Below are 17,473 nucleotides of genomic sequence, written 5' to 3' on the forward strand. Positions count from 1 at the left end.
AGCAGGAAGTTGCGGTTTGACCGCGTTTTCTGATCTGCTATAATTTACATCGGCATTGGTGGATTAAAGCCAATGTTAATGGGACTTGGGAAATTTCGTTTTAAAATTGATACGGCGGCGTTTGGTACATATTCGCGCACTGATAACTATCCTTGGGTCGAACAAAAACGCCTTGGGCGTAAGCCGGCCATGCAATTACCAAACGAAGATTCAACAAAAATAGACTTGGATGGCACGATTTATCCTGACTGGCGTGGTGGCAAAAACCAACTTAAAGCCATGCGTGATATGGCAACAAAAAAACAGCCTTTAACACTCGTTGGCGGTGATGGGCATGTTTACGGTGAGTATGTAATACTTTCAATAACGGAAACTGGCACATTTTTAAAACCAAATGGCGATCCGCAAAAACAAACATTTAAACTCTCATTGCAAGAATATGGTCGTGATTTTTGGGGGGCAATCTAATGGCGGACCATTATTTAACCAAAGATGACGATATGGTGGATGAAATCTGCTGGCGCTATTACGATCAAGGGCAACAGGCGCTCGCTGTAGAGCAGGTTTATAAAGCTAACAATCGACTCGCTGATGTCGGCGACAAATTACCGGCGGGTTTGGTAATCGAGCTTCCTGAACTGCCGCAACCGGAGGCGAGGCCGGTGATACGGATTTGGGGGTGAGTCGGGATGAGATTTAAAAGAAATGCAAATGAATGGATAATGAAATGAATGACGAGATGGGCAAATGGATAAAATCCCACTCCCCTTTTATCTATAGTCCTTCCATACCGGGAGAATTGACATACCGAACCGTAAAATCTTCCATACCGGGAGAATTGACATACCGCACTGTGAAATCTTCCATACCGGGAGAATTGACAATCTGCCACAATCCACACCTTCTTCCGGAAGTAGATGTTTTGAGGACATTCAGATCCGCAGCTCCTCGCACCAGCCGCACGTCGAAATCCGCTGCTCCGGAAACTATCCTGACAGATCCATATAAAGGCACACCGTTAAAGGTGCAGTTTTTCGAGACCTTGCCGGCATGGGCAGAGCATAGGGCCGAAAGCGACAGGGCAAGTGTTAAAAAAATCCGCATAGTCAATCCTCCGTTTCATTGTAGAGCAGGTTTATAAAGCTAACAATCGACTCGCTGATGTCGGTGAGAAGCTACCAGCCGGCATCATCATCATCTTGCCCGATTTACCACAGCCGCAATCAAGGCCTGTTGTCCGTATCTGGGGAACACATTAACATCCTAGAATAAGCTTAAAAGCATTTTTTTAAAAAGACTAATGAAGACCTCTCCAACCTGGATGATCTGTGAATTTAATGGAAAAATCAGCCCAACCTGGATGATTTGTGAATTTCCACTCGCCACAGCTGCTTGCTGTGCTTGTTGTTTTATAAACACTTAAATCAGCTGTTCCACTTTTTTCAACATAGATCTCAAAATCTGCTCCTCCAGACTTCTCTATATAAACTGTTCCATGAAGCGGAATGCCCTTATAGGTACAGTCCTTCGATATTTTCCCCGCATGTGCGAAGGAAACAGTCAGTAACAACGCCAAGAACGATAAAAGTGTACGCATTTTATACCTCCTCTTTTTACCTATAAATTAAGAGACCTGAACACAGCATGAATAAGCATGGATGGTTTGATATCTTGAACGAATAGCTAATCAGAAAACGCGGTCTGGCCGTTAACAAGCTAGATAGCACCAAATAAGGAAGCTCCTCCGGGAGCTGTTTCTATTATAAGCCTATATAGGCAAATTAATACATGCACCGATTTATTGGGTTTCTGAGACTTTCCTTGAACCAGATGTGTGCATCCAGTCGCTATCATCCACCACCTGCCAATAGAAAATAGGTATATGGATTTGAGCAAGCCAAACCGCAAGCGCTTGAAACAAAAGGAGGGTGCGGTCAATAAGATGCGTGCCCGACAGGATGGCCGGACACGCATATACCGATTATTTCACTTCACCAATGCAGACATATTTAAGCTCGATAAAATCGTCCATGCCGAAATGCGATCCCTCACGACCAAGCCCTGAAAGCTTGACACCACCAAAAGGAACTTCAGCCGTTGAAATCAGACCGGTATTAACACCAACCATACCGTATTCCAGTGCTTCGGAAACACGGAAAACACGAGCCATATCCTTGGCATAAAAATACGAAGCAAGACCGAATTCCGTATCATTGGCTTGAGCAATCACATCATCTTCATCCTTGAAGCGGAAAAGTGGGGCCACTGGCCCAAATGTCTCATCCCGTGCAACCACCATATCGGATGTAACATCCGCAATAATGGTCGGTTCAAAAAAAGTACCGCCAAGCGCATGACGTTTACCACCAAGAAGAATGCGTCCACCCTTTTTGGTTGCATCCGCAATATGCTCTTCAACCTTTTTGACCGCATTAGCATCGATCAGAGGCCCCAAAACAACATCTTTTTCCATGCCATTGCCGATTTTGAGTTTCTTGACAGCTTCCGCGAGTTTCTCGGCAAAAGCATCATAGACCTTATCCTGGACATAGATACGGTTGGCACACACACAGGTTTGGCCATTGTTTCTGAACTTGGCAATAATCGCCCCCTGTACAGCGGCATCAATATCGGCATCATCAAAAACGATAAACGGTGCATTGCCGCCCAGTTCAAGGCCAAGCTTTTTGATCGTGGGGGCACATTGTGTATAGAGCTTCGCCCCGACTTCGGTTGAACCAGTAAAAGTGAGCTTTCGCACAATCGGACTTGCTGTCATGACCCCGCCGATTTCCGAAGCACTGCCCGTCAGCACACTGAACAGGCCTGCCGGTATACCAGCCTCTTCCGCCAAAACAGCAAGTGCGATAGCCGAAAAGGGTGTTTGCGCCGCCGGTTTTAAAACCATAGCACAACCGGCAGCCAAAGCGGGACCAGCCTTGCGCGTAATCATCGCATTTGGAAAATTCCACGGTGTAATTGCTGCGACAACACCAATGGGCTGCTTCATCACCAGAATACGCTTGTCAGGTTGGTGTCCGGGAATAGTTTCACCATAAATACGGCGTGCTTCTTCCGCAAACCACTCAATGAAACTTGCACCATATTCGATTTCACCGATTGCTTCAGCGAGCGGCTTGCCCTGCTCCAGCGTCAATATCCTGCCAAGATCGTCCTTATTGGCAATCATCAAGTTGAACCACTTGCGCAAAATGCTTGAACGTTCCTTAGCTGTACGGCGCGCCCATATTTTTTGTGCTTTTTGTGCTTCGACAATAGCTTTTTCAGTCATCTCAGCCGTGCATTTGGGCACATATCCGATAATTTCCCCGGTTGCAGGATTGGTAACAGCAATACCGTTTTTTACATCGGCTTCCACCCATTGACCCGCGACATAGGCAGCTTGGCGTAATAATTTCTCATGTTTTAACATCATTTTTTACCCTTGCCTTCCCGAAACATTGATCGCTTTAACGCGAAACACAAAACACATCGATAGCTTAAAGAGGTTGTTTTTCTACAGTTCCCCGCTCAATGACATAAAGATCATCTAACAGGCTTTTGGAATGGACATGATCAGACTCTGATAACAAGATTGTCAGCCCTTCACTACGGAGTGCAGCAATTACCTCAATCAGGCGCTGCGCCAATGCAGGTGCAACACCTTCAAAAGGTTCATCGAGCAACAATAGAGAACGACCAATAATCAACGCACGGCCTAATGCCACTAATTTTTGTTGCCCTCCGGATAAAGTAACCGCTTTGCGCTCGGCAAAACGGGCGATCTCCGGCATAAGCTCATAAATCCATTGTAAGCGTGTCATATCCTTCTTTGCACCAGTCGCTTCCAAAGGGAGCAAAATGTTTTCTTCCACGCTAAACTCTGGGATCAAACGACGATCTTCCGGCATATAACCGACACCCAACTTGGCTCGTAAATGTGCAGGCTCCTTGGTCACATCGCGGCCTTCAATGGCAATAGATCCTGCAGAGATAGGAAGAATTCCCATAATGGCACGCATAAAGGTGGTTTTACCGGCACCGTTACGTCCAATAAGACCAACCGTAGTCTTGGCTGCCATAGAGACACTAACAGAACGAAGAATAGGTGTACCGGCAATGGCAGCATCTAGTGAATTTGTTTTAAGCATGTGACTTCCCAATCACGTAATCACGGACTTTTTCATTATCCAACACACTATCCGTTTCTCCATCGGCGAGTATTGTACCTTCATAAAAAGCAATAACACGCGTAGCAAAACGGCGGACAATATCAACATCATGTTCAATAAACAAAATGGTGGCATCTATTTCCTGTAACGGCGCAATGACCTTTTCCATCATATCCATTTTTTCATCGACACTGACACCTGAAGTCGGTTCATCCAGCAACATTATTGCCGGATTCCCCACAGAAGCCATAGCAATGTCCAGTTTTTTGCGGGTTCCCTGCGGCAAAGTACCTGCAATTTCACCGGCAATATCCCGCAACCCAAAATATTCAAGCATTCTAAGTGCTTCATCAAGGCGCTTTTCAGTCAAACTACTCGCCCACAATGATATGGCTGATTCCATGGCGGCATCGGCAATAATCATATTTTCCAAAGCCGTTAACTCAGGAAAGACCTGTGCAATCTGGAAAGAACGCCGTATACCTGTCTGCGCGGTACGTTTGGGATCAAGGCCGGTAATATCGCGTCCTTTAAACATAATTGTTCCGGCTGATGGCTTCAGATAGCCCGTCACCATATTGACGAAGGTAGTTTTACCGGCTCCATTAGAACCGATAATCGCAATATGCTCACGCTGGCTTACCTGTAATGAAATATCCTTAGCGGCAATAACACCGCCAAATTTTTTCTCAAGACCTTCAACAACAAGAATAGATTGATCGCTCATCTACGCCTCCCTTGAACAAGTGACCACAAGCCATTAGGCAACAGCAAGATGACTGCCAACATGACAAGGCCGAGAATGAGCTGCCATGCATTCGGCACATAGCCTAGCGCGTAGGTACGTACAATCTCAAGCAGGAAGTAACCGATAATCGGGGCAATGACACTGCCGCGGCCAGCCAGCAACGCCACAAAAACAAAACTGCCCGATGTGGTCCAGTTTGTCAGCTCTGGATCAATATGGCCGGTTGAAATAGCAATCAAACAACCACCGATACCCGAAAGAACTGCAGCTGTCACATAACAACAAAAAGCCACAACACGGGGGGATGCACCAAGATAATTAAGGCGTACTTCATTTTCCGCCAATGCATCCAGCATGGCACCTGCATTGGATGCAAGATAACGAGCAACAACAAAACCGAGGATGACAACAACAATCGCCGAAAAACCATAGGCATAGGCATCACGCAATTCCGCTGTAGGCTTAAACCCGAAATAGCTGACCGCCGGAATATTAAAACCGTCGGTGGATCCCAAAGTTGCCGATTTGACGAGTACACCATAAAGGATCATCGAAAGTGCCATTGACAGCATAGCAAAGAAAATCTCGCGATAGCGAGACAACAAAACACCCAAGACTAAACTAAACACAAGTGCGACAAGCGCAGAGACAGGCAAAAGAATGGCAATATCATGGATGCCATAAACAGCTGCCAGCATACCAACAGCATAAGCCCCTAGACAATAGAACAGTCCTTGACCAAAGGAAACCAGCCCCGCACGCATTTGGATCATCACACCGAGCGCAACCAGACCACCCGCCAAAGAAGTTTGCAGCTGATAGCGCATCCATGCGGGCAAAAAGAAACCAGCAATCAATAAAACAGCCAGTATAACGACGCGATATCCGTCTTTCCTGAAATCAATTGTCATCATATTTTTCGTACCGTCTGTTTTGCAAAAAGACCATGGGGACGTACTGCCAATACAATTGCCATAATAGCGTAAATAGCAAAAAGCTCGAATTCAGGTGCCAAATGCACACTCGCTGCACGCGCAAAGCCCGCAAGCAATGCGCCAACACCCGCACCCGAAATAGAGCCAAGCCCGCCAATAACGACAACGGCAAAGGCAAGAATAATTACCTCAACCCCAATATCGGGCGTTACCGATATTTTAGGTGCAGTTAATGCACCACCGATCATCGCCAATATCGTGCCAATCGCAAAAGTCAGCGCAAAAATTCGTGTCACGTTAATGCCCATAGCCGCACTGATTTCACGATCGGCCACCACGGCCACCATCATCTTTCCAGTGCGCGTATGATTGATCCACCAATAAAGACCAATACCAACAAATGCGGCCATGACAACAACCAGAAAATCATAATTCTGATAGAACATGCCATTAACATCGGAATAGCCAAGATAGGCATAAGGCTCCATCGCATAATAGCCCTGCACGCCCCATACAAGCTTGACCACATCGGACAAAATAAGAAAAAGCGAATAAGTAACCAGAACCATTAAGACTTCATTGCGTCCGTAGAGCCAGCGCAAGATGCCACGCTCAACAATCAAACCGACAACAAAACCCGCTACTATAGCGGCAACCCCCATTATAAGAAAGGCACCCGCCCCCGGCAAACCACTTCGATAATAGACCGCCAATGCAGTCACACAGGAATAAGCCCCAATCGTATAGAAAGCGCCATGCGCAATATTAAGGATGCGCATCACCCCAAATATCAGTGTCAAACCAACGGCGACAAGAAAAAGCCATGCCGCATAGTTCAACCCGTCCAAAAAAATTGCTGTTACAATAAGCATATGATTTTCATTCTTTTAGAAAGACAAAAAATACGACGGCAAATACCGCCGTATTCTAAAACCTTATTCACATTGTGCGCCGGGGAAACCGTCTTTGATCCACTGCGAGGCAGTCGTACCCTCAGGCGGATTGACACAAGTTGCTGGATAACTGCGAACATCCTTCAAAACGATATTACCCTTATCGTCCTTGACTGTTTTGCCATAAGCAATGCTCTGTATAGCCTGATGGCCTTTATTTATTGCCATTTTGACTGTACCCGATGGCGAGTCAAACTCAAGATGCTCAAAAGCAGCAACAGCACTATCCTTATCTGCATCCGGCCCTGCTTTTTCCCAAGCAGCTTTCAATCCGAGAATAGCCTGAGCCATTTTCCATGCCGGATAAGAAGGTTCCTTACCGTATTTTTCCTTGAATGCTGTCGAGAACCACTTAGCAAGATCGGTATCCGGTGCAAAGAAACTATAAGGACCACGGGCGCCGATAATCGCACCTTCAGGGAAGTTTTTACCGATACTCAAAACGGCTGCTTCACCACAGGTCATCAGAACAGGCGTACGAGCAAAAATGCCACGCGGTGCCGATTGCAACACAAAAGCATCCTGATCACCGCCCCAGAAGCTGGTAAAAACCAGTGTCGGGCGCGATGTCATCAAAGCCGAAATTTCTGCACCATATTGACCGGCACCCAATTTAGGGAACTGCTCTGTCGCAATTTTTGAATCCGGAAAAAGAGATTTCATCGATTGCGTGAAATTTTCCCAATTATCCTGACCAAAAGCATAATTCTGATTGATACCGGCAACACGACTTGCATCGACACCCATATCTTTTAAATAGCGGGCAGCACCGATTGCATCACTGGTTTGGATCGGACCGGTACGAAAAAGATATTTAGGATTTTCAACAACCTGCTCAAATATCTGATTGGTACCGCAATCAACCATAACTGTCGGTGTTTTCATCTCTTCAACAACCGGTGCAATCGCCTTACAATTGGCTGATGATGTATAACCCACCACCGCTTCAACCTTATCACGCTCGACAGCGTTGCGATATTCAGTTACCGCATCAGCAGCCTCATCAATAAAGACCGGTTCAATAGTACGGCCATTAATACCTATCGTTGTATAAGGTGCAGGCATTTTTCCGCTGTTCAAGGCTTCGATCAAAAGCTCAGCGGCCTGTTTTTCGGGTTCGCCGAAAGGCCCTGCCGAAGCAGTCGAAAGAAAAACAGGAAACGCGATTTTAATCGCATCTTTCTGCTGCGCATGTCCAACCGATGCAATGGCTGCCATGGCCACGCCGGCCAATGCCGTTAAAATACGTCGTTTCAATGTTTTCTGCATAGGTAATGACCTCCCCTAGAGTAAATGGATATAAAAACACAAAGCCTAACGGTTCTACATCAATCAAGAATTAGAATGCCGCGCGATAAAGTGCCAAAGCATCAGCTTCGCTCACATCGATAGGATTATTGATTAACAGACGCTGCTGATCCATTGCATCACGCGCCAAGATAGGCAGACTATCTTCGGTAACATCAACATCGCGCAGACGCCGCGGCGCACCCGTCTTGTTCATCAAATCAACCATAAAGCTAACAAAGGCCGATGAACGTCCTTGCACGCCTTGCGCTTCCCCAACCCCGACAACATCGGCCAGCTCAGCATATAGAGGGGCGGCTGCCGCTGAATTAAACTGCAGAACTGGCTCCAACATCAGGGCATTGGAAAGACCATGCGGAATATGATAATGACCACCAAGCGGATAGGCCAGCGCGTGAACCGCGGCAACCGGCGCATTGGCAAAAGCCTGACCTGCCAGCGTCGCCCCCAGCAACATCGCCTCGCGTGCCTCACGATTTTTCCCATCTTCACATGCAGCAACAATATTGGAAGACAAAAGGCGCAATGCCTCACGCCCCAAAGCATCCGAAATCGGGTTTTTCTTGTGCTTGGTCGTATAGGCCTCAATAGCATGAACCATGGCATCAATACCGGTTGCAGCCGTATGAAGACGCGGCAATCCAATCGTCAATTCAGCATCCAGCAAAACATGATCTGCATAAAGCTGTGGGGCAACAACACCCATTTTGGCAGACTGGGCTGTCGTCAAGATTGATATATTGGTAACTTCCGATCCCGTACCTGCTGTTGTCGGCAACTGGATAAGCGGCAGACGCTTTCCCTTAACCTTGCCAATACCGTATATATCCTCGAGTTTCTGGTCAGATGCCACAAGAACAGCAGCAAGCTTGGCAACATCAAGCGATGAACCACCACCAAGACCGACAACGATCTCGACCTTGCTTTCACGCGCCATTTCCAGACATTCAAACAACACATGCTCTGGCGGATCAGCAACAACTTTATCAAAAACAATAAATTCAAAACCGGCTTTTTTCAAAGACTCTTTGGCGGGCTCGAGCACACCGGCATCATTCAACCCTTTATCCGTAACCAACAAAATACGGCGACCATCTTCACGTTCGCTCAGAAACTCGCCAAGACGACGAGCGCCGCCCCATTCACTAACGAGAGAAGGAACAGTCGAGAAAGAAAAACTTTTAAGCACTTAAATCGCCTCCCATCACGTTCACACAATAAAAACAAATAAATTAGTTCATTATATTGAACTTAGTTCTACATTGTGTACAATGTGCCAATAAAAGTGTTTTGTCAATATAAAGGTAGAACAGTGGATAAAAACGACACACCCTATAATATTCCCGCTTTACGACGGGCTGTTGCCATTCTTGATTTACTTCAAGAGAACCAGACGGGCTTAAATGCCGCCGACATTGTCAAGAAAGTGAAAATACCCAAAAGTACAGGACACGGCCTGATCCATGTCATGGTCGAACTGGAAATGATCCAGCGCCATACCGACGGGACATTTACACTAGGTCCACGTCTATCAAAATGGGGCAGCGGCTTTCTATCCAATGTTGACCTACTTGAAGCCTTCAATCGAATTTCTGTCGAGCGCAAGGATCTGCTTCCCTATACATTGACATTATCAGTGCCGGAAAAAAATGAGGTCGTCTACATAGCCTGTAGAAACAGTACAGCGCCTTTAGGTTTTACATTCAAGATCGGCATGCGGCTGCCAATTATTTTTACAGCAACCGGAAAAGCCATGATGGCAACATGGTCAGACACCGATATAGAACAGCTTGCCAACACCTATCCTTGGCATAAACCATTGACCAGTCGTAGCACGATGACACTACCCAAATTGATGGATGAATTAAAAGCAGCACGGGAACGGGGCTTTTCTATCGATGACTGCCAGATCAGAGATGGTATGATCTGCTTGGGCGGAGCCATAAAAAACCACACAGGTCAAGCTGTTGCCGGCATCGCCGTTAGTCTAATGGAAACAGAGGCCACGGAGGAAAAAATCAATGTAATCGGTCAGAAAACAAGCCAAACAGCCCTGCAGCTTTCAAAACTACTGGGATATCAACCCTAAAATATATCGCAATTCCTAGTGTTTCAAATCGGCAAGAAACTTTTTGGCACGCTCATGCTGAGGATTTTGAAAAAAATCTTCAGGCTTAGCTTCTTCGAGTAAGACACCTTGATCCATAAACCAAATTTCGTCGGCAACCTCGCGGGCAAATCCCATTTCGTGTGTCACGCACATCATTGTCATGCCGGAACGCGCCAAATCCTTCATGACCGCTAAAACCTCATTGACCATTTCCGGATCAAGAGCACTTGTCGGTTCGTCAAACAACACAATTTCTGGATCCATTGCAATGGCGCGTGCTATGGCAACCCGCTGACTTTGTCCGCCTGAAAGCTGTCCCGGATAGGCATCAGCCTTATGCGCAAGCCCGACGCGTTCAAGCAAGGCCTTGGCTTTTTCATTGGCTTCTTCGCGCGACAGCTTAACAAGCTTACGCGGTGCAAGCGTTATATTATCAATAACCGACATATGTGGAAACAGATTGAACTGTTGGAAGACAAAACCGATCTTGCTACGCAACCGGTTGATATTGACGCCCTTATCATTCACATTGATATTATTGACCCATATTGCCCCTCCCTGTATCGGCTCCAGTTGATTGACCGTTCTAATCAACGTTGTCTTACCAGAGCCTGACGGACCACAGACAACAACAACCTTACCGGCAGGAACACTAGCACTGACATCCGTCAGACATTGATGATTTCCATACCATTTGTTCACATGCTCAAATCTTATCATGTTGATGCCTTCACCGTTTCATCGGAAGAAAGAGGAACGTCCGGCAAACGATGATGCCGATTACGCTTATTATTAATATAGCGCTCAAAAAACCGTGCTGTCTGAGTCAAAGCAAAACAAAGCACAAAATAGGTCAGCGCCAGAATGGAAAAAACCTCAACGGGTTTATCGAGAAGTTGATTATTGACCTGCGTCGCAGCAAAAGTGAACTCATTAACGCCGATGACATAGCCAAGCGATGTTTCCTTGATCGTCGACACAAATTGCGTCAGCATATTGGGCATCGCATTAAACAAGGCTTGCGGAAGAACGACATAAAACATGGTGCGCCAATAGCCCAAACCAAGTGATCGTGCAGCTTCCATCTGCCCTTTTGGCAAGGCATTGATCCCTGAGCGGATGACTTCAGCCATATAGGCTGATTCATATACCACCAATGCACCAATCAGCGTATAAAATCCATCTATCGTAACGCCGATCATTTTAGGCAGGGCAAAATAGCTCCAAAAAATCACCATGAGGAAAGGTGTGCCCCGCATGATCTGCACAACCATTGTCGCCACGTAATTAATCGGACGATAGGGGTTGATACGTCCCAAAGCCAAAAGCATAGCCAGAACAAAAGACAGAATAACACTGACAAGTGCCAAAATACCTGTTGCCACTAATCCACCCAATGGTCCGTAAGGATACGAACCAATCAGAAAAAGCAACCAGTTGTCTTGGATAACCTCAAACATCGTGGCCCCTATCGCGTTTTCATGGCAAGCCAGCGTTCCATCAACGTTCCTGCTGTCATAATAATAAAGGAAATAACCAGATAAATGAGCGTGGCCACAGCAAAAATCTCGAATGTCTGGAACGTATCATTTTCTATCTTGCGTGTCTGATAAATCAGTTCATGAACACCAATAGCCATAGCAATAGTAGTATTTTTGAACAAAAGCAGAGAATAATTGGTCAAAGGCGGCACAGAAAGGCGCAATGCTTGCGGCACGATAATAAAGCGCATTGTCGCGAGATAGCCAAAACCAAGCGCACGACCCGCCTCATACTGCGTTTTGGAAATAGCACGAAGACCACCTCGCAAAGCTTCAGACATATAGGCACTGAAACAGACAGAAAGAGCCAGAAAGGCTAGTATAAATTCACTATTATTCTGGTTGAGCCAGTCGGTTACTGGCTCCGGCAAGAGCGGTGGAACGGCAAAATACCAAAAAAGCACATGGACAAGAAGAGGTACATTCTGTTGAATCTCAACAAAAAGAGCCACAAACCACTCAAACGGTTTGAAACCGCTAGCACGCATCAAGGTCCATACAATAGCCAGAACAAAAGCAAGTATCCACGCGACAACCGACATCTTGAGCGTGACCATAAGGCCATCACTTAAAAGACCAATATTGCTGCTGGTCATGATTTTCGAAAAATCGAATGTCATAATGGAAAACGCTTCAAACAATAGAAAACATAGACGAATGAAAGCAAAGGCCGAAGCCTTTACTTTCATTATTTGATCATGGCAATCAATATTGCGCTGGACGCAATTCCGGATTGCCAGCCTTAGACGTGAACTTGAAGTTCTTCTTGATATTGAATGGCGGCTCACCAAACCAGCGGGCAAAAATCTTTTCACCTTCACCGGTTTCTTCAAGCTTAGTCAAAACTTTATTCACTTCAGACAAAAAGCGATCTTCGTCCTTACGAACTCCGAGTCCCCAGAACTCAATCGCCAGTGGTTGGGCGACGATTTCATATTTATTTCCTGTCTTGGCAATCAGCGGCATCATGCCCAATTCCGATAGAGCCATCGCATTGACCTTGGATTGTTGAAGAGCCAGAAACGCACTTGGCGGATCCTGAAAGGTCAAAATAGTCGCATTGGAAAGAACCTTGGTCGAAAGCGCCTCCGAAGACGTACCTTTCGGTGCGCTAACACGCTTACCGCTCAAATCATCCAAAGTCTTAAGACCGCTATCTTTCTTGACCATAACCATCTGGCGACTGACAAAAGAAGTCTGACTATAATTGATCTGGGTAGCACGTTCATCAGTATAGCCCAGAGCAGCAGAAAGAATATCAACACGTCCCTGGGTCAGCTCGGGAATACGTGCTTCCGTTGAGACAGTTTTGATTTCTAACTTCACGCCCATATCATCGGCAATCGCTTTACATAGATCAACTTCATAACCGACGATTTGACGTGTTTTAGGATCCTGAAAACTGAACGGCTGCATTGTACCCATTGTCGCACAGACAAGAGAACCACGGCTCTTTATATCATCAAGCTGATCCGCGCGGGCACCACTTAACGCTGTAGCTACGAAAGCTGTCGCCAATAGTGTTTTCATCAATATCTTCATACTATTCCCCTTGGGTTGTTATCTACTGAAAAATCGGTCTTTTATTTTGCATAGGCACCCTGATAACGGCCTTCGACAATACTTGTAATAATGTCCTGTTCGCGCTGTTCCTGTGCGCGCACTTTCTGCAATAGGTCTGCAGCAATATCGGGTGAAAAAGCAACAACACCATCGCAGTCCCCCACCACAATATCACCGGGATTAACGACAAAACCGCCAATCGTAACAGGTACACCGATTTGACCGGGACCGTTCTTATAAGGACCGCGATGGATAACATCACGTGCGAAAACAGGAAATGATGAACATGCAATCGCGTCGCTATCACGGATTGCCCCATCAATAACCATACCGGCAGCACCCCGTGTCGATGCAATCGTCATCATGATTTCACCAATAAGTGCACGGCTGGTTTCACCGCCACCATCGACAACAATCACATCACCCGGCTTGAATTGGTCAAGCGCCTTATGGATATAAAGATTATCACCGGCACAAGTACGCACTGTAAAAGCGCGGCCAACCATAACATGGTCGTTTTTATGATAGGCACGTATACCCACAGCACCAGGCAAACGATCAAGATTATCACTGATGACAGCCGTTGCTGCCGTACGAAAACCGTCAATAAGACTATCAAAATCATGGGATTGTTGGTCTGTCATAACACCACCATTTATTATTACTTTCGCGTTATGATAGGTAAAACCCAAAGGCCCGCATAACGATATTTATGCATCACAAAATATTCCTTTAAAGAATAATAAAAACCATTTTCTTTTAAAGAAAACAATTGGACCACAAGTAAGTTCATTTTATATCAGCGCTTTACATAGCTACACTCAAACTGGTAATGCCTTTTTGTAATAGCTAGATCAGATTCCCATCTTATATAGACGACATGAAGGAATAAACATTGGTATCTTTCAAACAACTTCAAGCTCTTTACTGGATCTGTGAACTTGGCACGTTTGAAAAAGCGGCAGTCCGCCTCAACACAACACAATCAGCTATATCCAAAAGAATACAAGAGCTTGAAACTGTAACAGGTATTACCATTTTTATCCGCAACAACAGACAGGCACAACTGACTGAAAAAGGCGAACTCCTGCTAGAAACAGCACGTGAAGCCATCGAGATGATCGACAAAATTGCATCAATCAGAAATGATGATCATGCCATTGTACGAAAAATGCGTATCGGAGTAACAGAACTTTCATTGCTGACATGGCTACCAAAATTCGTTTCACTTGTCTCTCATACCTACCCGACCCTTATTATCGAACCACAAGTTGAAAGTGCAAGACGGCTGCATGAACAACTCGTTGAAGGGGACATTGACCTAGCAATTATGCCCGATGTCATGCCGCAAATAAATTTAACCAGTGTGCGCATTGCCGAAGTCCAAAATGTCTGGATGGGAAGGCCCGGTCTCGTCGAAGAAGGAAAAGTGCTAACCGCAGAAGACCTTGCCCAATATTCTATCCTCTCTCAGGGGATGGAATCCGGTACGGGGCTTTTCTATCATCAATGGATGAATGCGGAAGGCATACACTTTAATAAAAAAATATCTACAAACAGCATGCTGGCAATCGCTGGCCTTACTATTGCAGGCGTCGGTATATCCTATCTCCCCCATGAATGCCTCAAAATGCTGATTAAAATTGGCAAATTGACTGTCATACCAACTGATCCTGTTTTGCCGCCGGTTCCCTATGCCGCCATATATCGGGGTGAGCAGCCGTCTGAAATATTACGCTCTGTCATCTCCCTCTTGCGTCAAAGCTGTAATTTTTCATCCCTATTGCAAGAATAAAAGCCAAAAGCCCAACAAGGCGAACAATAACTGTTTTGTCCGCATCTTTTCAGGCTTGCTCGCATCCTTGATATTTTATGCTTCAATCGATAAATAGATAGATAGAAAAGGTTGGTGGGCCCTGAGGGACTCGAACCCCCAACCGAGCGGTTATGAGCCGCCAGCTCTAACCAATTGAGCTAAAGGCCCCACACGATGTTCGCTCTAACCTATATTAACATTATGTACAAGCCTACTATCGCCATATCGATAATCTTTTCCATATATCAAATATAAACAATGCAGAAGATATCTTAATTTAACCCGATTCAGCGACTAATCTGGACCGACCAACAAATGTGAAGGAATTCTTATGAAAATAAAATCGGCTTTATTATTAACAACGTTGCTCATCGCACCAAGCTATAGCTATGCGGAAGATAATATAGTACCCGCCCCGACGATTATGGTAAGCGCTACCGGAGAAACACAAGCCGAACCCGACATGGCTATTTTAAATCTCGCTATCGTCACACACGATAAAACAGCGCAGGCTGCCCTAACAGCCAACAATGAAGCCATGAATAAAGTCATTGAAAATTTCCGCAAAAACGGAATTGATAAAAAGGATCTACAGACATCGGGCCTATCCATCTATCAGATACACACAGAAGAAAAAAACGCCAAAAGATCAGAGCAACCCTATCAAGTCAGTAATGCGCTGACTATTCGTATCCGCAAGCTGGATACAGCCGGCCAACTCTTCGATACCGCCATGAATCTTGGGGTCAACAACGTCAACGGATTAAATTTCACCAACGCCGATCCCAAACCTTACCTTACCAAGGCGCGTGAAAATGCGGTTAATGAAGCTCTGGAAAAGGCAGCAACGCTAGCACGTGCAGCCAATGTAAAACTCGGTCGCATCATCAAAATTTCTGAAAATGAAACCGGCCCCATCATACGTCAGCCAATGGCAAGCATGGTTCGTTCCGCCGATTTTTCAGACAGCGCATTCGCCAGCGGCGAACTCAACTATAAAGTCACTGTTACAGCCACTTTTGCGATTGATGAATGACTTCTATTATCGGCCCTCATCAAGCGGGCCGATAATATATTCAAGATAATCCTCGTCACAGCTCATATCGGTTTCCAAGGCACAAATTTTTCCACGAATAGAAATACCTGCTTCGTGTACGCTTTCCGCATAACCTGAAACAAGAGGATGCCACCATTCAAGATCACGCCCCTCATCAATCTGACGATAAGCGCAGCTTTTCGGCAACCATCGCGCTGTTCGGACTGTACTGAGATCCAACTGGATGCAGTCATGAACGATTGATTTTCGCTGTTCATAATTGCGACACTGACAAGTCTCTTTATCAAGCAATTGACAGCCGACACTGGTCACATAGATATCACCCGTATCCTCGTCTTCCAATTTATGCATACAACAGCGGCCACAGCCATCACAAAGGCTTTCCCATTCAGCAACAGTCATCTCATTCAGCTTTTTGCATTGCCAAAACGGTAAGCTAGATAATCTCATTTTCTCAACATTATTAATTAGATAGTTGAAATTTATACAATAATCTGATATACAAATATAATTCCAAAAAAGAACATAGCAACATGAAACGTAAACCCATTAAATTTCTAGAAAATTTCATTGAAAAATCAATGGTTACGTCGCGTTGGCTACTGGTTATATTCTATGGCGGACTTGCAACCGGCCTCGCTATATATGCTGTTTATTTTCTATTTAAATTATGGAATTTCGCTATCCACATCATAGATACTGACTCTAACGGTGCGATCTTGGGCGTATTAGGGCTTATAGATGCAGCACTGATTGCTAGCCTCGTCATTATGGTTATTATCTCCAGCTATGAAAGCTTTGTTAACCGCTTTGACTTCGATCGCCTTGATGTCCGCTGGATTGGCTCCATTGATTCAGATTCACTCAAAGTTAAAGTAGCAATGACCATCATTGCTATTTCGTCTATTCATCTTTTGCAAATTTTTCTTAATTTGCCCCAACATATGACAACCGTTTATGCTTCAGAGCTTGATCCTAATTTGCTCATCAACAAGGAAGTATTCTGGTACACTATTTTACACATTACATTCATTGCATCCGGCATATTTCTGGCGATTACCGATCGCGTCAATGCATCCAAACATCATGCTGAACAATTAATACAGCAAACATCTTATAAAGAATGCGAGTATTGTGCGCATTGGAATAACAGTGACTGCGATTACAACAATAAAACTGAACTGTCTCAATCAGCTAATCAGAGAAAATTCCAAGAGCAGCCATCTTGCTTTGAACAAAGACACATGAGAACTCAAAAATAAGACCAAAA

General features: G+C 45.3%; 22 protein-coding genes and 1 tRNA gene. 7 read left to right on the plus strand and 16 right to left on the minus strand.

Annotated elements, in window-relative coordinates:
- Nucleotides 1-72: 72 nt before the first annotated feature.
- Both ACYZ97_RS06725 and ACYZ97_RS06730 read left to right on the plus strand, forming a co-directional pair.
- The gene (locus ACYZ97_RS06725) at nucleotides 73-468 is read left to right on the plus strand and encodes a phage tail protein (protein ID WP_473297643.1); all 396 of its coding nucleotides are present in this window, start codon (nucleotides 73-75) and stop codon (nucleotides 466-468) included.
- The gene (locus ACYZ97_RS06730) at nucleotides 468-683 is read left to right on the plus strand and encodes a tail protein X (protein WP_473297644.1); all 216 of its coding nucleotides are present in this window, start codon (nucleotides 468-470) and stop codon (nucleotides 681-683) included. Before ACYZ97_RS06725 ends, ACYZ97_RS06730 begins: the two co-directional genes overlap by 1 nt.
- A 91-nt stretch (nucleotides 684-774) precedes the next feature.
- On the opposite strand, the gene ACYZ97_RS06735 is transcribed toward ACYZ97_RS06730, so the two are convergent.
- On the minus strand, nucleotides 775-1,104 hold the full coding sequence (locus tag ACYZ97_RS06735; RefSeq protein ID WP_473297646.1) for a 7(1) septoil knot domain-containing protein: 330 nt from the start codon (nucleotides 1,102-1,104) through the stop codon (nucleotides 775-777).
- Nucleotides 1,105-1,121: 17 nt separating this feature from the next.
- On the opposite strand from ACYZ97_RS06735, the gene ACYZ97_RS06740 reads away from it, so the two are divergent.
- Nucleotides 1,122-1,259 (plus strand): tail protein X, encoded by a 138-nt coding sequence (locus tag ACYZ97_RS06740; RefSeq protein WP_473300656.1) that lies wholly within the window; start codon nucleotides 1,122-1,124, stop codon nucleotides 1,257-1,259.
- Nucleotides 1,260-1,297: 38 nt separating this feature from the next.
- On the opposite strand, the gene ACYZ97_RS06745 is transcribed toward ACYZ97_RS06740, so the two are convergent.
- The 8 genes from ACYZ97_RS06745 to ACYZ97_RS06780 form a co-directional block, all read right to left on the minus strand.
- Nucleotides 1,298-1,597, minus strand: coding sequence for a 7(1) septoil knot domain-containing protein (locus tag ACYZ97_RS06745; RefSeq protein ID WP_473297648.1), 300 nt, complete (start codon nucleotides 1,595-1,597; stop codon nucleotides 1,298-1,300).
- Between the two features lie 384 nt (nucleotides 1,598-1,981).
- Nucleotides 1,982-3,436, minus strand: coding sequence for an NADP-dependent succinate-semialdehyde dehydrogenase (gene gabD, locus ACYZ97_RS06750; RefSeq protein WP_473297650.1), 1,455 nt, complete (start codon nucleotides 3,434-3,436; stop codon nucleotides 1,982-1,984).
- Between the two features lie 64 nt (nucleotides 3,437-3,500).
- Nucleotides 3,501-4,151: an ABC transporter ATP-binding protein gene (locus ACYZ97_RS06755; RefSeq protein ID WP_473297651.1), complete on the minus strand. Its 651-nt coding sequence runs from the start codon at nucleotides 4,149-4,151 to the stop codon at nucleotides 3,501-3,503.
- A complete protein-coding gene (locus tag ACYZ97_RS06760; protein ID WP_473297652.1) occupies nucleotides 4,144-4,899 on the minus strand; it encodes an ABC transporter ATP-binding protein in 756 nt (251 codons plus the stop codon). Before ACYZ97_RS06760 ends, ACYZ97_RS06755 begins: the two co-directional genes overlap by 8 nt.
- Complete coding sequence (locus ACYZ97_RS06765; protein WP_473297654.1) at nucleotides 4,896-5,834, minus strand: branched-chain amino acid ABC transporter permease; 939 nt, start codon at nucleotides 5,832-5,834, stop codon at nucleotides 4,896-4,898. The genes ACYZ97_RS06760 and ACYZ97_RS06765 overlap by 4 nt, the downstream gene beginning before the upstream one ends.
- Complete coding sequence (locus ACYZ97_RS06770; RefSeq protein WP_473297655.1) at nucleotides 5,831-6,727, minus strand: branched-chain amino acid ABC transporter permease; 897 nt, start codon at nucleotides 6,725-6,727, stop codon at nucleotides 5,831-5,833. The genes ACYZ97_RS06765 and ACYZ97_RS06770 overlap by 4 nt, the downstream gene beginning before the upstream one ends.
- 63 nt (nucleotides 6,728-6,790) lie before the next feature.
- Complete coding sequence (locus ACYZ97_RS06775) at nucleotides 6,791-8,077, minus strand: ABC transporter substrate-binding protein (RefSeq protein WP_473297656.1); 1,287 nt, start codon at nucleotides 8,075-8,077, stop codon at nucleotides 6,791-6,793.
- Between the two features lie 70 nt (nucleotides 8,078-8,147).
- Nucleotides 8,148-9,305 carry an iron-containing alcohol dehydrogenase gene (locus ACYZ97_RS06780; protein WP_473297658.1) on the minus strand — a complete coding sequence of 386 codons (1,158 nt, stop codon included), beginning with the start codon at nucleotides 9,303-9,305 and terminating at the stop codon, nucleotides 8,148-8,150.
- 123 nt (nucleotides 9,306-9,428) lie between these two features.
- On the opposite strand from ACYZ97_RS06780, the gene ACYZ97_RS06785 reads away from it, so the two are divergent.
- Entirely contained in the window at nucleotides 9,429-10,205 is a 777-nt protein-coding gene (locus tag ACYZ97_RS06785; RefSeq protein WP_473297659.1) for an IclR family transcriptional regulator, read from the plus strand.
- 15 nt (nucleotides 10,206-10,220) lie between these two features.
- On the opposite strand, the gene ACYZ97_RS06790 is transcribed toward ACYZ97_RS06785, so the two are convergent.
- Genes ACYZ97_RS06790 through ACYZ97_RS06810 form a run of 5 tightly spaced genes read right to left on the minus strand, consistent with a single transcriptional unit; the run spans nucleotide 10,221 to nucleotide 13,974 of the window.
- On the minus strand, nucleotides 10,221-10,946 hold the full coding sequence (locus ACYZ97_RS06790; RefSeq protein ID WP_473297660.1) for an amino acid ABC transporter ATP-binding protein: 726 nt from the start codon (nucleotides 10,944-10,946) through the stop codon (nucleotides 10,221-10,223).
- Nucleotides 10,943-11,686, minus strand: coding sequence for an amino acid ABC transporter permease (locus tag ACYZ97_RS06795; RefSeq protein WP_473297661.1), 744 nt, complete (start codon nucleotides 11,684-11,686; stop codon nucleotides 10,943-10,945). Before ACYZ97_RS06795 ends, ACYZ97_RS06790 begins: the two co-directional genes overlap by 4 nt.
- Before the next feature lie 8 nt (nucleotides 11,687-11,694).
- Nucleotides 11,695-12,456 (minus strand): amino acid ABC transporter permease, encoded by a 762-nt coding sequence (locus ACYZ97_RS06800; protein ID WP_473297663.1) that lies wholly within the window; start codon nucleotides 12,454-12,456, stop codon nucleotides 11,695-11,697.
- Between the two features lie 16 nt (nucleotides 12,457-12,472).
- The gene (locus tag ACYZ97_RS06805; RefSeq protein WP_473297664.1) at nucleotides 12,473-13,309 is read right to left on the minus strand and encodes an ABC transporter substrate-binding protein; all 837 of its coding nucleotides are present in this window, start codon (nucleotides 13,307-13,309) and stop codon (nucleotides 12,473-12,475) included.
- A 41-nt stretch (nucleotides 13,310-13,350) separates the two neighbouring features.
- A complete protein-coding gene (locus ACYZ97_RS06810) occupies nucleotides 13,351-13,974 on the minus strand; it encodes an RraA family protein (protein ID WP_473297666.1) in 624 nt (207 codons plus the stop codon).
- A 251-nt stretch (nucleotides 13,975-14,225) separates the two neighbouring features.
- Between ACYZ97_RS06810 and ACYZ97_RS06815 the strand changes: the two genes are divergently transcribed.
- On the plus strand, nucleotides 14,226-15,125 hold the full coding sequence (locus tag ACYZ97_RS06815) for a LysR family transcriptional regulator (RefSeq protein ID WP_473297667.1): 900 nt from the start codon (nucleotides 14,226-14,228) through the stop codon (nucleotides 15,123-15,125).
- Between the two features lie 112 nt (nucleotides 15,126-15,237).
- Here the strand turns inward: ACYZ97_RS06815 and ACYZ97_RS06820 are convergent.
- Nucleotides 15,238-15,314 (minus strand) — tRNA-Ile (locus tag ACYZ97_RS06820).
- Nucleotides 15,315-15,477: 163 nt separating this feature from the next.
- On the opposite strand from ACYZ97_RS06820, the gene ACYZ97_RS06825 reads away from it, so the two are divergent.
- The gene (locus ACYZ97_RS06825) at nucleotides 15,478-16,182 is read left to right on the plus strand and encodes an SIMPL domain-containing protein (RefSeq protein ID WP_473297668.1); all 705 of its coding nucleotides are present in this window, start codon (nucleotides 15,478-15,480) and stop codon (nucleotides 16,180-16,182) included.
- A 6-nt stretch (nucleotides 16,183-16,188) separates the two neighbouring features.
- Here ACYZ97_RS06825 and ACYZ97_RS06830 read toward each other — a convergent pair whose 3' ends face one another.
- A complete protein-coding gene (locus ACYZ97_RS06830) occupies nucleotides 16,189-16,605 on the minus strand; it encodes a YcgN family cysteine cluster protein (protein WP_473297670.1) in 417 nt (138 codons plus the stop codon).
- A 131-nt stretch (nucleotides 16,606-16,736) separates the two neighbouring features.
- On the opposite strand from ACYZ97_RS06830, the gene ACYZ97_RS06835 reads away from it, so the two are divergent.
- A complete protein-coding gene (locus ACYZ97_RS06835; protein WP_473297671.1) occupies nucleotides 16,737-17,465 on the plus strand; it encodes a TIGR00645 family protein in 729 nt (242 codons plus the stop codon).
- Nucleotides 17,466-17,473: the final 8 nt, after the last annotated feature.

The sequence above is a fragment of the Bartonella sp. bp_1 genome, assembly GCF_055808085.1.

What these genes read in the sequence shown, in the direction of transcription:
- ACYZ97_RS06775 (WP_473297656.1), bottom strand. Translation starts at nt 8,077, where the DNA reads ATGCAGAAAACATTGAAACGACGTATTTTAACGGCATTGGCCGGCGTG.
- ACYZ97_RS06735 (WP_473297646.1), bottom strand. Translation starts at nt 1,104, where the DNA reads ATGCGGATTTTTTTAACACTTGCCCTGTCGCTTTCGGCCCTATGCTCT.
- ACYZ97_RS06755 (WP_473297651.1), bottom strand. Translation starts at nt 4,151, where the DNA reads ATGCTTAAAACAAATTCACTAGATGCTGCCATTGCCGGTACACCTATT.
- ACYZ97_RS06805 (WP_473297664.1), bottom strand. Translation starts at nt 13,309, where the DNA reads ATGAAGATATTGATGAAAACACTATTGGCGACAGCTTTCGTAGCTACA.
- ACYZ97_RS06765 (WP_473297654.1), bottom strand. Translation starts at nt 5,834, where the DNA reads ATGATGACAATTGATTTCAGGAAAGACGGATATCGCGTCGTTATACTG.
- ACYZ97_RS06770 (WP_473297655.1), bottom strand. Translation starts at nt 6,727, where the DNA reads ATGCTTATTGTAACAGCAATTTTTTTGGACGGGTTGAACTATGCGGCA.
- ACYZ97_RS06835 (WP_473297671.1), top strand. Translation starts at nt 16,737, where the DNA reads ATGAAACGTAAACCCATTAAATTTCTAGAAAATTTCATTGAAAAATCA.
- ACYZ97_RS06790 (WP_473297660.1), bottom strand. Translation starts at nt 10,946, where the DNA reads ATGATAAGATTTGAGCATGTGAACAAATGGTATGGAAATCATCAATGT.
- ACYZ97_RS06830 (WP_473297670.1), bottom strand. Translation starts at nt 16,605, where the DNA reads ATGACTGTTGCTGAATGGGAAAGCCTTTGTGATGGCTGTGGCCGCTGT.
- ACYZ97_RS06800 (WP_473297663.1), bottom strand. Translation starts at nt 12,456, where the DNA reads ATGAAAGTAAAGGCTTCGGCCTTTGCTTTCATTCGTCTATGTTTTCTA.
- ACYZ97_RS06810 (WP_473297666.1), bottom strand. Translation starts at nt 13,974, where the DNA reads ATGACAGACCAACAATCCCATGATTTTGATAGTCTTATTGACGGTTTT.
- ACYZ97_RS06745 (WP_473297648.1), bottom strand. Translation starts at nt 1,597, where the DNA reads ATGCGTACACTTTTATCGTTCTTGGCGTTGTTACTGACTGTTTCCTTC.
- ACYZ97_RS06730 (WP_473297644.1), top strand. Translation starts at nt 468, where the DNA reads ATGGCGGACCATTATTTAACCAAAGATGACGATATGGTGGATGAAATC.
- ACYZ97_RS06825 (WP_473297668.1), top strand. Translation starts at nt 15,478, where the DNA reads ATGAAAATAAAATCGGCTTTATTATTAACAACGTTGCTCATCGCACCA.
- ACYZ97_RS06795 (WP_473297661.1), bottom strand. Translation starts at nt 11,686, where the DNA reads ATGTTTGAGGTTATCCAAGACAACTGGTTGCTTTTTCTGATTGGTTCG.
- ACYZ97_RS06725 (WP_473297643.1), top strand. Translation starts at nt 73, where the DNA reads ATGTTAATGGGACTTGGGAAATTTCGTTTTAAAATTGATACGGCGGCG.
- gabD (WP_473297650.1), bottom strand. Translation starts at nt 3,436, where the DNA reads ATGATGTTAAAACATGAGAAATTATTACGCCAAGCTGCCTATGTCGCG.
- ACYZ97_RS06760 (WP_473297652.1), bottom strand. Translation starts at nt 4,899, where the DNA reads ATGAGCGATCAATCTATTCTTGTTGTTGAAGGTCTTGAGAAAAAATTT.